12 protein-coding genes and 1 pseudogene are annotated in these 15858 nt (G+C 55.1%); 10 read left to right on the forward strand and 3 right to left on the reverse strand.

The window, feature by feature from the left end; translation table 11 throughout:
- Window positions 1–108 precede the first annotated feature (108 nt).
- The 10 genes and pseudogenes from L8V01_RS06325 to L8V01_RS06370 all read left to right on the forward strand — a co-directional run bounded on the left by L8V01_RS06325 (window position 109) and on the right by L8V01_RS06370 (window position 10734).
- Complete coding sequence (locus L8V01_RS06325; protein WP_269946282.1) at window positions 109–1740, forward strand: LCP family protein; 1632 nt, start codon at window positions 109–111, stop codon at window positions 1738–1740.
- 25 nt (window positions 1741–1765) lie between these two features.
- A complete protein-coding gene (locus tag L8V01_RS06330) occupies window positions 1766–2428 on the forward strand; it encodes a TIGR03089 family protein (protein WP_269946283.1) in 663 nt (220 codons plus the stop codon).
- Window positions 2429–2474: 46 nt separating this feature from the next.
- The gene (locus L8V01_RS06335) at window positions 2475–3212 is read left to right on the forward strand and encodes a sulfite exporter TauE/SafE family protein (protein WP_269946284.1); all 738 of its coding nucleotides are present in this window, start codon (window positions 2475–2477) and stop codon (window positions 3210–3212) included.
- A gap of 501 nt (window positions 3213–3713) precedes the next feature.
- Window positions 3714–5105 carry a hypothetical protein gene (locus L8V01_RS06340; RefSeq protein ID WP_269946285.1) on the forward strand — a complete coding sequence of 464 codons (1392 nt, stop codon included), beginning with the start codon at window positions 3714–3716 and terminating at the stop codon, window positions 5103–5105.
- Window positions 5106–5373: 268 nt separating this feature from the next.
- Entirely contained in the window at window positions 5374–6015 is a 642-nt protein-coding gene (locus L8V01_RS06345; RefSeq protein ID WP_269946286.1) for an ABC transporter permease, read from the forward strand.
- A pseudogene (locus L8V01_RS06350) lies at window positions 6012–7215 on the forward strand (ABC transporter ATP-binding protein). Before L8V01_RS06345 ends, L8V01_RS06350 begins: the two are co-directional and overlap by 4 nt.
- Complete coding sequence (locus tag L8V01_RS06355; RefSeq protein ID WP_269946287.1) at window positions 7202–7954, forward strand: ABC transporter permease; 753 nt, start codon at window positions 7202–7204, stop codon at window positions 7952–7954. The pseudogene L8V01_RS06350 and the gene L8V01_RS06355 overlap by 14 nt, the downstream one beginning before the upstream one ends.
- On the forward strand, window positions 7951–8907 hold the full coding sequence (locus tag L8V01_RS06360) for a glycine betaine ABC transporter substrate-binding protein (RefSeq protein ID WP_269946288.1): 957 nt from the start codon (window positions 7951–7953) through the stop codon (window positions 8905–8907). The genes L8V01_RS06355 and L8V01_RS06360 overlap by 4 nt, the downstream gene beginning before the upstream one ends.
- 161 nt (window positions 8908–9068) lie before the next feature.
- Complete coding sequence (locus L8V01_RS06365; protein WP_269946289.1) at window positions 9069–10388, forward strand: amino acid permease; 1320 nt, start codon at window positions 9069–9071, stop codon at window positions 10386–10388.
- Between the two features lie 55 nt (window positions 10389–10443).
- A complete protein-coding gene (locus L8V01_RS06370; protein WP_269946290.1) occupies window positions 10444–10734 on the forward strand; it encodes a YrhK family protein in 291 nt (96 codons plus the stop codon).
- A gap of 255 nt (window positions 10735–10989) precedes the next feature.
- On the opposite strand, the gene L8V01_RS06375 is transcribed toward L8V01_RS06370, so the two are convergent.
- The 3 genes from L8V01_RS06375 to L8V01_RS06385 form a co-directional block, all read right to left on the reverse strand.
- Complete coding sequence (locus tag L8V01_RS06375; RefSeq protein ID WP_269946291.1) at window positions 10990–12312, reverse strand: MFS transporter; 1323 nt, start codon at window positions 12310–12312, stop codon at window positions 10990–10992.
- A 401-nt stretch (window positions 12313–12713) separates the two neighbouring features.
- Window positions 12714–13988: a threonine/serine exporter family protein gene (locus L8V01_RS06380; protein ID WP_269946464.1), complete on the reverse strand. Its 1275-nt coding sequence runs from the start codon at window positions 13986–13988 to the stop codon at window positions 12714–12716.
- Window positions 13989–14449: 461 nt separating this feature from the next.
- Window positions 14450–15622, reverse strand: coding sequence for an amidohydrolase (locus L8V01_RS06385; protein WP_269946465.1), 1173 nt, complete (start codon window positions 15620–15622; stop codon window positions 14450–14452).
- Window positions 15623–15858 lie beyond the last annotated feature (236 nt).

Here is a 15858-nt window from a genome sequence, read left to right on the forward strand (position 1 = left end):
CGGCAGGGACACTGCCCGAACACGCGAAATCGGACACGGATCACTAATTTTTCGCCATTCTGCCCTAAACTGTCTCCAGATCCCCACCAATCTAGAAAGCCTCCACTTGTGACTTCTGAGAACACTCGCCGGGCGCGCACGATTCAGCCCGCACCCTCTGCCGCCAGCGCGGTAAAGCAAAAAGGTTCCACGGCCACCAAGACGATCGTGGCGTTCATCTCCGCCCTGATCCTGGTGGTGTCTGGCGTGGGCTATGCCACCGTGGGCCGGCTGGATAATGGCATGTCCTCAGCCAAGGACCTCTCCTTAGGCGGCAATGGCCTTTCTGGCGATTCGCTCGATGGTGCGGTAGACATCTTGCTGGTGGGCAAGGATTCGCGCACCGACGCCAAGGGCGATCCACTCTCCGACAAGGAGTTGGCAGATCTACACGCCGGTGTGGCCGATGGTGAGGAAAATACCGACACCATGATGCTCATTCGCGTCCCCGAGGATGGTTCCCGCGCTACGGCTGTGTCCATCCCGCGCGATACCTATGTCAAGGATCCGGAGTACGGCAACATGAAGATGAACGCCGTCTTCGCCTCCCATAAGAATGCCAAGGTGGAAGAGCTCGAGCAGGAAAACGCAGAAGCTGAGGCACAGGGCAAGAAGAAGCCGCATTCGGATAAGGACATCGAAAAGCAAGGCGTCGAGGCCGGCCGCGAAGGTTTGCTGGATATGGTGCGCACGTTGACTGGCGTTTCCATCGATCACTACGCCGAAGTTGGCCTATTGGGCTTTACCCTGCTTACTGACGCCGTCAATGGAGTCGACGTCTGCCTTAACGCCGATGTCGATGACGAAATGTCCGGAGCTAAATTCAGTAAGGGCAAGCAAACTCTCGATGGCGCCAAGGCCTTGGCCTTCGTACGCCAGCGTTATAACCTCCCGCGCGGCGACTTGGACCGCATCGTGCGCCAGCAGGCCTTCATGGCTTCCCTGGTCAATAAGATTCTGGACAATGACACCTTGGCTAACCCCTCCAAGCTTTCCAAGATTGCCAAGGCCGTGGAGCGTTCCGTGGTCATCGATGATGGCTGGGACATCATGGGCTTTGTCACCCAACTTGCTGGCCTAGCAGGCGGCAATGTCACCTTCACCACTATCCCGGTAACTTCTATCGATGGCCAGGGCGATTATGGCGAATCCATCGTCACCATCGATTCCTCCGAGGTCCACCGCTTTATGGATGACCTGGCCAAAACCCATGATGAAGCAACTGACGAGTCCCAGGCTCAAGATAAGGACAAGCAGGAAAAGGCGGAAAAGGATAAGGACGTCGATCCGAATATCAATATTCATATCCTCAATGCCGGCAATATTGATGGCTTGGCCTCCGGCATCGGTTCATGGCTAGAGGGCAAGGGCTACACGGTAGAGCGCTCCGCTAATGCGCAACCAGGCATCTACAGTGAATCTCAGGTTGTCGCCGCAGATCCCACTAGCAAGGAAGCCAAGGCCCTTGCTAAGAAGTTGGGTGGCCTGCCGGTGGCAGAAAACCCACAGCTCGACGATGACACCCTCATCGTCGTCGCTACCGATGACTACCAAGGCCCGTCCGATAAGGAAGCCAGCGCCCAGGAACCGGAGGCAGATAAGTCCAACCAGCCGGTAGGCACCCCGGGCGATGACTTCGGCACCGCTAAGGTCTCCCCTGAGATCGACGCTGGTGGCGACGGCCCCCGCTGCGTGAACTAACATTTCTCCCCTACGATGGGCGGGTATGGAACTACTCGCCCATCTTTTACGTGCTGATGCCGCCTCCCCGCGGCTTACCGTATATAACGAGGCCACCGGCGCGCGCATGGATTTTTCTGCGCAAACGCTCGACAACTGGGTAGCCAAAATCGCCAATATGCTGGAAGAAGAGCTCGACTTGGAGCCCGATTCCACCATTGCTATCGACCTTCCCTCTTCGTGGCAGGCGGCCGTCGTGGCCTTGGGCGCGCTCGCCTCAGGCCCTTCCTACTGCTTTGGTGAGTCGCCGGCGCTTGCCGACGTCGTCTTTACCTCCCCTTCCCGCTATACCGCCGCCCATGAGCGCCAGCCCCAAGCCGATATTGTGCTCATCAGCGAGGACCCGTTTGGTCGCGGCATAGTGGAATCAGGCGGCGAGCTACCTACCGGCGCCATCGACTTCGGCCCCACTGTGCGCTTCTACGGCGATCAATACTTTGGTGAAACCACGCCACTGCCCCAGCTTGTCGATGCCCCCGCTACTGTCGAGCGCCTCCTATCTACCGGCTGGTCTGATAACCAGTCCTTCTCCCGCGCCGTACTCGAACCTCTAGCCGCTGGCGGCTCCGCTGTAGTAGTCGCTGGCATGTGTCCGGCCGAACGCCTAGAGGAGATTGCCAACAACGAGAAGGCCACCGCGCGCCTCTAGTCGTTTTAGGCTGCACGCAGGGGCCCAGATACACTTAAACCCAGTTATGTTTCTGGGAATCTCCGCCGCTGCATGGTCCTATATCTTTATCGGCGTACTCATCCTCGCCGGCACCATTACGCAAGGCACCATCGGCTTCGGCCTGGGCACCATTGCCACGCCAATCATCGCGCTCATCCGCCCCGAGCTCGTACCCACGCTCATATTGCTGCTCGCGCTATGCATTTCTAGCTACACGCTCTCGCGCACCTTCCGTGAGACATCTTGGCGCGTCGTGGGCATCTCTTCCCTCGCCCGCATCCCCGGTTCTTTGGTAGGCGCGTGGGCGATTGCCAGCCTCTCCCCCAATGGCCTTTCCATCTTCATAGGTTGCGCCGTACTCTTTGCCATGACGCTGTCCAGTTTGGGGTGGAGCCCGCGCCCCACCACCCTCAATACGCTCATTGCTGGCGTTGCCTCTGGGATTCTCGGTACTTCTACCTCTATCGGCGGCCCGCCAATGGCGCTCATTATGAAGCGCTTCGATCCGGACCGCACCCGCGGCACCCTAGCGGGCACATTCGTACTTGGCACCTTAGTTTCTCTTATAATTCTGGCCTTTAGCGGCCAAATCAGCAGTACCCAGATGGGCGCAGCAGCGGCCTATTTGCCCTTGGTCATCGTTGGACTCATCGCCGCCAACCATCTCAACCAATTTATAGATAGGAACCTTCTCAACCGCATTGTCATCATCGTAGCTATCTCTGCGGCGCTCATGCTGATAGTGGAATCTGCCGTCTTCTAGCCCTGTCCGCCACCCCTATACAGAACTTTCGCCTGCGCTCCAGTTGCGAACTGCGCCGATCTCTGTCACGTACACGCCCGTAACTTATATCACGTAACATTCACGTGAAGCATTTTATAACCGCTTTCCATCCGGATTTATGCAGCGCACACCGCATAGTGTGACACGTCCACAACTTCCACAGCCTTCAGTCCCGCGCCCTTTCAGCCCCGCTAAACACCCCCACATAGGGGCACCCTACCCTCCCCTAAACCGGGCAATGTATAGACAACTACTCATCAATCTTTCTTTAATCACTATTGCCCACTCAGCGGGTCCAACCCCTAATAAACAGCTTGGTCTATATAAAAAATACCTGCCCCTAAAACCATAAATATATAGACATCTAAGAGATGAATTTATTCTGAGCCTGTTTTAGCGTTTTCTTAGCGCAACAGTATGAGTTGCTGGATTTCATTCATAAGTTCATTCATTTTCTACCTTCGCAAGGAGAAGTTCTAGATGTCGATTCGTCGTCGCATAACCGGCCTGACCGCCGGCCTCATCGTCACCGGCACCGCATTCGCGGCACCTCTGGCTGGCGCCACCACCCAGACCGAGTCCTACCCGGAGACCCCGGCCCTGAACCCGGATCTGCCGATCATCCACACCACCCACGGTTCCGACCACATGAAGGCGAATATCCTGAACCCTCGCCCGGTATGTAACCCGTGGGAGGACCACCGCACCGTGGTCTACAAAGTTTCCGATCGTTTCCTGCCGGCCGGCACCATCTCCACCACCAACCAGACCAAGAAGGACATCCCGCTGCAGCAGGATCTGTCCAAGTCTCAGTCCATCTCCCTTTCCGTCAACGGTGACCGCACCGAGACCACGTCCATGAACCTGGGCGGCAAGGGCTCCGGCAAGGGCGCTGAGGGCTCCGTGGGCATCTCCCACGAGATCGCCACCAAGATCGGCGCTAGCGCTTCCTACTCCCTGTCCTGGGATGCTGGCCAGTCCATCGGACCTTACGATGTTCCGCCAAACCACACCGGTGAGGCTACCTACGGCTTCCGCGTGCTGAACATGAGCGGCACCCAGCAGTACTGCAAGCCAAACGGCACCTGGTCCACCCCGACTGCTTGGAACGCAATGCAGCCGGTAAAGAACGAGGTTCGCGTCAAGCTGTACGACAAGCTGTCTGATTCCTACGCTCCTAACAAGGACGCTCAGAACACCACCGACGTCAACGACCCGAAGGTTGTTGAAGAGGACAAGGACCTCGAGGCTGACGCAGAGGTAATCAAGGACTCCGAGGGCAATGCCAAGGAAGAGTCCGAGAAGGTTTCTGAGGCAGAGGGCAAGAACGAAGAGGCCGCTGACAAAAAGAAGCAGGAAGAGGTTGACGCCAAGGAGGACAAGAAGGACTCCAAGCACAAGCTCGACCTTGAGCCGTATATGACCGTATCCGGCGCTAAGCACGCTGGCTTCGCAGGCACCGTTGCAGTTCGTGCCAAGAACGTTGGCTCCGAGCGCTACTACGGCGAGTTCCCAGCTACCCAGTTCCGCGTGGACGTGAAGACCGCAAAGGGCCCGAAGGGCGTCGACCGCCTCATCACCCCGCGTTCCTCCAACGGCGCACACATCCGTGACTTGGGCTTTGACGAGAAGACCTCCACCCGCTCCTTCGAGGTAACCCTGGCTAACCCGATTAACGCTGGCGAAGAAGCTCGCATCGCAAACCTGGACTTCGGCGACGGCAACACCAAGGAAGGCCGCCTCATCAATAACATCGAGGTCACCCAGACCTCCCGCATCAAGGGTGATGACTCCAAGCACAACGACCAGAACGTTGACTCCCGCGAGCACACCCTGAATGACTTCGGAAAGAAGAACGAAGGCCTGTTCTAGGAACGTCTAACTTCTCCTTAAGGAACGTAATCTCCTAAACCCTCCAGACCGAAGACCGCTGCACTATTTGGGTGCAGCGGTCTTCTTTTCGTCTATAGGTTCGCATACCTAATGAACAACCTCCCCACCCCCAATTGAATTCTTCCACTAGCCGCCCTACTTCCAACTTTGTATCCTTAGTCAGTACGTCATTCCTGATAGAAGGGAGAACTAAAGAAGCTCAAACACTCTTGCTCCCCTTCTCTCCTTCTTTCTTAAAGGTGATGAAATGACAGAATTTATCGCTGCGCGCTGGCAGGACATCCTCTTCCGCAGCTATCAACACACCAGCTTGGTCCTTCAATCCGTAACCGTAGCGCTGATAATCGCACTTGCTATTGCAATTTTCGTGGCACAGCGTCCCCGCAGCGCAGCCTTAGCCAATGCCCTTTCTTCCATCGGCCTTACTCTCCCGTCACTTGCACTTCTTGGTCTAGCCATTCCACTCTTTGGGATCGGTACGGTGCCGTCTGTAGTTCTCGTGATCTTCTACGCAGTGCTGCCCATATTGCGCAACGCAATCGTCGGCCTAAACACAGTGGAACCGTCCATCATTGAATCTGCACGCGGACAAGGCATGAGCAAAGCGGCCGTCTTATTTCGCATCCGCTTGCCGCTTGCCTGGCCAATCATCATGACAGATATCCGCGTTGCTACCCAGATGTCCATGGGCGTTGCCGCCATCGCAGCTTATGCACTTGGACCAGGCTTGGGAGGCTATATCTATTCCGGCCTAAGCCAAATTGGAGGTACCAACGCCTTGAACTACACGCTCGTCGGCACACTCGGCGTTGTAGTAATCGCACTTGTCGTGGATGCGATTCTCGCCGGTATCCAGAAACTGACCACCCCGAAAGGCATTTCCGCATGACACAAGAACAGCAATCACGCTCGGCTTCCACTCGCGAGACCAGCGGTGCTGAAATCGTCTTTGACCACGTGACCAAATCCTACCCTGGGCAGAAGTCCCCCGCGGTCAAGGATTTGTCTTTCAGTATTCCCGCCGGCGAACTCGTGGCATTTGTAGGCCCTTCTGGCTGCGGAAAAACTACCTCTCTCAAAATGATTAATCGCCTTGTCGAGCCCACAAGCGGTGAGATCCGCATTAACGGCGAGGACGTTACAAAGAAGAACCCCACTCAACTGCGCCGAGATATCGGATATGTCATCCAAGGTGGAGGTCTCATTCCTCATATGTCCGTAGCAGACAATATTGCACTCGTGCCAAAGCTTAAGAAGTGGAAGTCAGACAAGATCGCGCAACGCACCGACGAGCTTTTGGACATGGTGGGTCTCGATCCCGCAATTTACCGAGACCGCTTCCCCCGCGAACTTTCGGGCGGTCAGCAACAGCGCGTAGGAGTAGCTCGCGGCCTCGCGGCCGATCCTCCGGTGGTTCTCATGGATGAGCCCTTTGGCGCAGTCGACCCGATAACCCGCACCCACCTGCAGGATGCAGCTAGTCAACATCCAGTCGGAACTGAAGAAAACTATTGTGTGCGTTACCCACGATATCGATGAGGCGATAAAACTGGGACACCGCATTCTTATCTTTGAGCCCGGCGCGCAAATTAGCCAGTACGATACGCCAGAAAATATCCTTGCTGCCCCGTCTAATGACTTTGTAGAGGATTTCATCGGTTCTGGTTCCGCGCTAAAGCAGTTGAACTTGCGGCGTGCAGATGAGCTCACGCTGTGGTCTCCTCCTATTGCGCGCATAGGCGAGAAAGCGAACGAGGTTCTCGAGCGCTTGGCGGATATGGGAGAAGACACCGTCGTTGTCCTAGACGAACACGATCATCCGCGCGAATGGATCACTAAGCGCCAGCTCAGCCGCTTTGATGTCATTCCTGAACCGAACCTCGAGTTGGCCTCAACAGTGGAAGCACGCTCGACGCTTAGCGACGCTATGTCAGCAATGCTTGCTTCCTCCCACGGCGGCGCCTTGGTTACTCGCCGCGGCAAGTTTGAAGGTGTTCTGCTCTACGACACGGTCAATGACTATATTCGCCACATCAATTCCGAGGCACATAATCCCCGCAGCGAGGGAGGCACCAGTGGAGAAGTTTAAGCGACTCAGCGGAGAAAACCGCCTACTGATTTTTGGCATCCCCGTCCTTGTAATCGTAGCGGTAGTTGGATGGCTAATCTGGCATGCCACCGCAGATCTTGACGAGATCGAGGCCCGCACGCTGGAACTCAACTCGGTAGCGACATTAGCGTGGGAGCACCTAGTGCTCGTCATCGTGTCTGCGCTTTTAGTCATCGCTACTGCTATTCCTTTAGGCATTGTGCTAACAAGGCAATCAACCCAGTTTCTCGCGCCGGTAGTCACGGCAATCGCCAACATTGGTCAGGCCGCTCCCGTGGTAGGCGTCATCGTGCTCCTCGCTATCTGGCTCGGATTCGGCACTCCGGTAGCCATCCTCGGGTTATGGTTCTACGCCTTCTTACCGGTATTGGCTAATGTCATTGCGGGTTTAAGGGGCGTCGACAAGCAGCTCATCGAGGCAGCCCACGGGCTTAGTATGTCCCCGCTCCAGGTGCTAATGAAGGTCGAACTTCCGCTCGCTCTGCCTGTCATCATGAATGGCGTACGCACCTCCCTCGTTCTCCTAGTAGGCGCAGGTGCCTTCGCCACTTTTATTGATGCCGGTGGGCTCGGCGGTCTGATTACCTCCGGTATCAACCTCTATCGCAACCCAATTCTTATTTCTGGCGCGGTACTGATAGCAGCTTTGGCCTTGGCAATCGAGTGGGTAGGCCGGGTATTGGAACTCGCGTTTACCCCGAAGGGAATGGTCAAATGAAACGCTTAATGGCAACGCTTACCGCTGCGGGTACCTTCTTCCTAGCTGGCTGTGGACTCGGGACCGCCGGCGGATTGATCCCGAGCGGTGACCTGCAAGGCGATCTCTCCAAGATTGATCTGGCGGGCGAGAACATTTCCATCGGTTCGAAAAACTTCACCGAGCAGATTATCTTGGGAAAAATCGGCGCCATCTTGCTGCAATCAGCAGGTGCGAACGTAAAGGATCTCACCAACGTTCCGGGCTCCACCTCTGCTCGCCAAGCACTTCAGGTTGGCGATTTGGACACGATGTTTGAGTACACAGGAACCGCTTGGATTACTTATTTGGGACACGACAATCCGGTTCCTGGTTCGCAGGAACAATATGCGGCGGTGGAAAAGGTTGATAAAGAAAATGGGCTTTCTTGGTTGTCGCCGGCGCCAATGAATAATACCTACGCCTTAGCCACGAGCGGAAAATCTCACCAAGAATCTGGCCTTGAATCTCTTGCGGATATCAAGAAGCTCCCACCAGAGCAGCAAACCTTTTGCACCGATGCGGAGTTTCTAGCTCGCAATGACGGGCTCCTGCCCATGCTGGAAAGCTACGGGGTGGAAGCGCCGCCGCGTAGTCGTATTAAGGAAATGGACTCCGGCGCAGTATATGCCGCACTAGATAAAGGCGAGTGTACCTTTGGGTCTGTCTTTGCCACTGACGGCCGCATTAAGGCGCTCAATCTACAGGTGCTTACAGATCCTGATTTATTCTTCCCCAAATACAACCTTGCCCCGGTTGTTCGCACCGAAGTCTTGGACGAACATCCCGAAATTGAGGAACTTTTCGCTCCGCTTTCGGAGCTTCTTACCGATGAAAAGATGCAGGAACTCAATGCCCGAGTCGACGTTGATGGCGAGGATTACACCACAGTGGCACTCGACTTCTTAAAGGAAGAAAACTTGATCGCAGACTAGAGCAAAGTCCCTTGCACGCTTTTCTTAAGCCGCTGTACTGGTCTCGGTACAGCGGCTATTAAAATTATTTGGCTTAGATCACTAAATTACTTTCGTTCACTACTACAGTGGGATAGGTTGTATGTGTTATCCCGTTCACATACCAACCAAGGATGAATTTTATGTCTCAGCAGACTGCGGATTCTTCTGCTTCTCCGGTCGGTCCACCTACAACCGGCAATAGAAGAACAGTCACCACCGGCCAGGTCACTACCAATAAGGCCGTCAACAGCCAATGGACCATCACGCTCTTCGGCACGGCCGTGGGTGCAGGCATCCTCTTCCTGCCTATTTCCGCGGGCAGCTTTGGCTTCATTCCGCTTCTCGTAGCCACCTTGCTCATCTTCCCGATGACCTACCTGGCCCACCGCGCCTTCTCATGGATCATCAGCTACTCGCCACTGCACGGCGAAGACGTCCTTGCGGTGCTTACCCACTTCTTTGGCCGCGGCAATGGCATCATCCTAGCCATCATTTATTGGTTCACCATCTTCCCAGTGGTGCTCATTTACGGCGTATCCATTACCAATACGGTCGATAGCTTCATCGTCAACCAGCTGGGCGGCCCAGAAATCTCCCGCTACATCTTGGCGCCGCTGTGCGTTGGACTGATGACGCTGGCACTTGCCTTTGGCAATGCCATCATGTTGAAGATCGCCCAATTCGTGGTTTACCCGCTCATCGTGGCGCTGGCAGCAGTATCGCTCTACCTCATTCCACAATGGGACCTCGGGTCCTTCATGGAGGCCGGCGATCACACCGCTGGCGGCGTTATCAAAGCCATTATTCTTATCCTTCCCGTATTGGTTTTCTCCTTCTCCTTCGTTGCCGCTATCTCCCAGTTCTCCCTAGGCATGGAGAAAGAGTACGGGGCGGACCACCACGCACAGTCCGATAAGGTCATCCGCAATTCCGCTATTCTGCTGACCATTTTCACCATGTTCTTTGTTTGGTCCTGCGCCTTAGCAATGGGCGCGGATGGCATGCAGGAAGCCAATGATAAGAACCTGCCGGTACTGTCTTACTTCGCCAATGAAACCGGTACCCCATTCATGGCCTACATGGCCCCCATCGTCGTCATCTGTACCGTGGCCTCCTCCTACTTTGGCCACGCGCTCGGCACCATCGAGGGAACCCAGTACCTTTTCCACCTAGCGGCACCAAAAACTACGAAGAAGATGTCCACGCGCACGCTAGATCTATGGACCTACCTTTTCATTTTCGTCGCGACTTCCCTTGTTGGCATCTTCAACCCTTCCATCCTGGACATGATTTCCGTAGCAGGTGGTGTCTTTTTCGCCTTCATGACCTACCTGTTGCCCATCTGGGTCATCTACCGAGTGGAGGCACTAGCCCGCTTCCGAGGCAAGAAGACCAACTATTTCGTGGCGATTATGGGCCTAATCGTGCTCTTTGCCACCATTTGGGGAATGTTCCAATAATCCCACAAACATGATTCGGCAAGGGCTTTTCCTGTCTGGCAGAGCGGGAGTCATCATGGCAGAACAGGAAAAGGATCCCGACCTCACAATAAAGCTCGGGCATAACAACGAAATCAAAATCAGAAACAAATACGAGACTTTCTCTATCACCAACGATATCGCCATCTCCGTAGTCTTCATCCTTGGTTCGGTGCTGACGCTTGCTAGGTTGTCGATGATCGCCACCATCTTCTACCTCCTCGGCAGCCTCGGCATGGCGGCCCGTCCGGCCATTCGCCTAAAGCGCCGCACCCATTTGCAGCGCATTGGGGCTGATGCGAATACCTCCGAAAGTTATGACTACTAGGTGGAAAAGGCGCTAACAGTAAACTTTCAGCAACTAGCAGGGACCTATCAGCCACAATCCATTGCGGTAGCAGCCCGATACCCCATACTTAAATCATGCGTTTGAGAGAGCGCATACGAGAGAGATAGAGAGAACCCCTCAGTTTCCAGAGGGCGGCTTGAAGCCGATACATGGAAACACCTTGTAGAGAGAGACGCCTGCGGCCCTCGGTTCCTTCCGGTTCCGAGGGCCGCAGGCGTTTTACCACCCAGTTCTCTACTCGTGCAGCTTATTCTTCTTGGAAGCGAAGAGCACCGCTGTTCCGGTCACCAGCGCCGCAGCTACAAGGTAAAAGGCTGGGGCGAGTTGTAAACCGGTGACGTCGATAAGCCAAGTAGCAATCATCGGTGCCGTACCACCAAAGACGGCGTTGGCCGTATTAAACGTCAACGCGAAGCCGGAAAGGCGCACGTGGGTTGGAAATTGCTCGGAAAGAAAGGACGGCAAGACGCCGTCGTTAAGCGCCAGCACGCCACCCAAGCAAACCTGAATAATGATGACGAGGAGGAGCCCGGCGCCGTCGAGCAACATAAAGGCCGGAATGATACTTATACCCATAAATACTGCTGCGCACAGCATCGTGGTGCGGCGGCCCAGACGATCCGAAAGCATACCGGTAAGCAGCGCAAAGCCTATATAGAATGCGGACGCGACCGAAGAGGCGATAAAAGCCGGAGTTGCGGCCATACCCAGCTCTTCCGAAAGGTAGGTAGGCAGGTAGGTCAAGATGACGTAGAAGCCAATAGCATTAAGAACTGCACCGGCAAAGGCAATGGCCAGAGCCTTGGGATACTTAAGGACCTCGCGCAGCGGCGATTTCTCCGGCGCATCTTGATCTTCAAAGCGGGAGGATTCCTCGGTATGGCGGCGAATCCACAGGCCATACATGCCCAGCGGCAGCGCAATCAAGAAGGGCACGCGCCAACCCCAGGAATCCAGCGCGGCATCATCTAGTACACCGGTCAGCAGGGCTGCAATGAGCGAGCCCAAAAGCAGGCCCGAGGCCGTGGCGGACGGGACGACCGCGGAGTAGATTCCGCGCTTTCCAGCCGGGGCAATTTCAGCCAAGTGCGTGGCCGCGCCGGCATATTCGCCGGCCGCGGAAAAGCCTTGGACCATACGGCAAAGTAGCAGCAAAAGGGATGCGGCGAAGCCAATGGTGGCATAGCCCGGCAGGAAACCAATGCAGGCCGTTGCTGCAGACATCATCACAATGGACACCGTCAGCGTGTGGATACGCCCGTACTTATCACCAAAGTGGCCCCACACGATGCCACCGAGTGGTCGCACCAGGAAGGAAAGCGCGAACAGCGCAAACGTCATAATCAGCGCGCGGCGCCCCTCCATTTCAGGGAAGAATACGCGAGAGATAATCGCGGACATATAAATATAGGCCGCATAATCAAACCACTCGATGAAGGTGCCAATAAACGCCGCCTTAATGGCGGAGCGGTGTTGATGCTTGGCCTCTGCTGCTTCCTCGGCCGACTGCGCCGGCACGGCATCGTTGGCTGGGGGTCGGGCTGTGAGAGGAGACATGCTCCTCACCTCAATTCTGTAGCTATACAAGCATGTGAAAACGGCGCAGCCTCGCTGCGCGCATAACTTCCACCTTACAGAAATTGAATATGTTTTACGTCACTTCCGTGCATTGCTGTTACACAAGACAATTGCTCCGGCGCTTCCCGACGCCCTCCCCACTTAACTCCCAGCAACGTACAGCAATCCAACAGCCGGGCCCCATTAGCACTACAGCCCAATCCCCCATACTGAGATCGTGCGTTTGAGAGAGCGCATACGAGAGAGATAGAGAGAACCCCCTGCAGTTTCCACAGGGCGGCTTGAAGCCGATACATGGAAACAATGAGAGAGACGCCTGTGACCCTCGGTTCCTTCTGGAGCTGAGGGCCACAGGCATTTTCCTAGCTATAGCCTAGACATCATGCGGAAGAAGGCCTCTGCGGAAGCTTTTTATCAAAATCAATGAGACGACCCAACGCCCAATCCTTATCAGTGAGCAGGCGAGAAAACACCAATCCGGCACCAATAGATCCAACTACCATCATTCCGGTTGCTACGTTGGCCAAAGCTTGATCCATCTGACCATCGTTTAAATAAAACACTGCCCGGAACATTGTCACCCCCGGAATCATAATCACTGCAGCCGGAACGGTCGTTGTAATACGGGGAAGACGCGCCTTTTTAGATGCAACCGCGCCCAATAGCCCAATGAGCAGTCCACCCACGAAGGCCGCAAAAAAAATGGTTGTTCCCGCGTGAATAAGAACCAAACGGAGCTCATTTGCCACGGTTCCCACGCACGCTGCCACTAAGACCATGCGACGGGAAGAATTGAAAAGAAAGGCAAATCCAGCAATTCCCAGAAAACTTGCCACCGGTGCCAACAAAAACCACTGCATATCCTGTGCAGGTGCAGGCGGGTCAGGGCTAAGTTTGGTCAGCCAGCTGACCATAGAGACCGTGAAGGCCGCCGTAAATATAACAGTAAAGGCATACCCCAACCTGACAATGCCTGCATCGAAATCAAAGCGCGCTATATCAATCAAAGCAGAGAAAAGGGGAAACCCAGGAATTAAGAATAAAACCGCTGCCACAAAACCCGAGGACAACTCACTCGGCTCTACCGAACCAATGGCCCCAAAAATCTCCGTCAAGCAGAAGAAAACGATGCTCGCCGTTGCGCCGCCAGCAATTACTCCTCCGATTTGATGAACGTGCCGGTGGAGCAACGTATAGCGAACAAACTGGCCCGCAAACGCCGCCAAAGCAACCAATCCCACCGCTTCCAATGGGAAAAAGTTAAGGTAGGCAAACGCCGCGCATGCTATCGCGGCGGCAAAGGATAGAACTAAACCGCTCCAGCGCTTTTTGATATCAAACTCGACAGCATCCAGCATCTCCGCCAATTCTTGGGCAGTAATCCCTGCATAGAGGCGATTGTGGGTCAGATCTTCTAAGGCTTCAATCCGCGAGGCATCAACTGCGGGAGAATGTTGCCGAGCAATGACCGTCCGGAAGTATTCGCCGCGGTGAAACGTACAGGTAATCTGCGTCAGACCCACTGTGGCATCTAGGTGATCAAACCCCAAGGCTCGCGCGCTGCGTTTCATCCCCCTCAGTACGCGATAACCAGAAGTGCCAGCACCCATTAGAAGCATTCCCACACGCAATACGACGTCTGCCTCCACGCCCATTTGCCGGTGCATTTCTGGATCAAATTGTTGTGACACATCTCCTCCTTTGGCACAGCACTTGGCGCCCAATTAAAGACTTCTCGACCCCAACCGAAACCCGAGAGCGCATTTGTGGTTCACCTAGAATCCTACGCAGAGACCCACCCTTGTGGATAATGCTCATTGCCCCAAAGGCCATCGCTTTCCACACCTATAGGCTGGTTCGACGTGCCATTTGCCCATTTCCCATAGCATTGCCACGGTACTCACAGGGAAAATGTAGGCTCATGGCAGCCTAGGAAGTTACCTTAACTTTATGCGTTTGAGAGAACGCAAGAGAGATAGAGAGAACCAGTTCCAGCGCCCAGGGCCCCAAGCGAGGCCCGGGCGCTGGAGCTGTTTTATCCATCCCGGGCTGAAACAAGGAGGAGTTCCGTAGCCTCTCCCCACCAAGTGCAATCACATCATCGATCCGCAGAGAGTTAGGAATCGCTGCCAGCAGTACCGAGGTAGCTCAAAGCGGCGGCCACCAAAGCTTCGGTGCCGGTACGCAGCGTGGGCTGGAGCAGCGGCGCAAAGTGCGGGCTGTGGTTGGGCACATCCTTTCCTTCGTCGCGGCCGGAAAATACCCAGAAGCAGTAAGGAGCGCCGAAGGCGCGAGCAATGGTGGAGAAATCTTCGGAAGCCGTCAGGGGTTCTGCATTAAGGACGCGCTCGGCACCAAAATGGGAGGTGAAGGCTTCCTTTAGCCGTGCTGTGGTGGTCTCATCATTGCTGGTAAGCGGGTAGGAATCGTGATAACTAAACTCCGCCGGCTTAGGGCTACCGGCAGCTTGGCATTCTGCATTGACGATGCGTTCGATAGCGCTGGTGATTTTATCGCGCACCTGCTCGCTATACGCTCGTACGTTTATCTTTAGGCTGGCTTCGAAGGGAATAATATTGGCCTTCGAACCAGCGTTAATAGCTCCCACGGTGAGCACGCCAAATTCGGAAGGATTGAGCTCGCGGGAGATAACTGTCTGCAAATGCATGACGATGGAGCTGGCCAGCACCACTGGATCCACGCTGAGATGCGGCATGGAGCCGTGTGAACCTTGGCCATAGACCTTAACGTCCATGCTTACCGCGGTGGACATGAAAGGCCCCGAAGCCAAGGCGACAGTTCCGGCAGGAAATTGGCTGGCAAAGACATGTTGGCCTAGCACTACGTCCGGTGAGGCGACCTTGTCCACGAGGCCGTCATCCACCATGGCCTGGGCACCAGCGGCGATTTCCTCGCCCAGTTGAAAAATGAGCTGCAGAGTGCCAGTCCACTGGTCGGTAGCCTGCGCCATGAGCGCGCCCATGCCCAGTAGGCTGGCCACGTGTGAATCGTGACCACAGGCATGCATGACGGGCACGGCATTTCCTTCAGTATCGACCGCACTGTCCGTAGAGGCATAGTCCAATCCGGTGGCTTCCTGCACCGGCAATCCATCAAAATCCGCGCGCAGCATAACGGTGGGCCCAGCACCATTTTCTAAGACGCCGACCACACCGCCGCCTACCTCTACCTGTTGAAAACCAATCTCAGCGAGCTTGTCTTTAATGACGCCGAGAGTGCGCTCTTCCTGCATGGAAAGCTCTGGGTGCTGGTGCAGATCCTTATACAGCGGCTGTTGCCAAACCTTTACGGAGTCCTAGTTGCTACAGACACTGCGAACGGTCATTATTTCCTCCTCGTGTTGTCCCTTTGGCAGGATCAGCAAATGGTCAAGGTGTAATGTCTACCATAATTCAATAATGGCGCGATGCAGGCCATATGCCTTTGAGCTGCGGTTATGCTACGTCCCCGATAGTGCAATCACTCTTAACCAATCGGACTTTTATAATTCACCAATTGTTTGTT

Source organism: Corynebacterium curieae, assembly GCF_027570035.1.
Taxonomy (GTDB): domain Bacteria; phylum Actinomycetota; class Actinomycetes; order Mycobacteriales; family Mycobacteriaceae; genus Corynebacterium; species Corynebacterium curieae.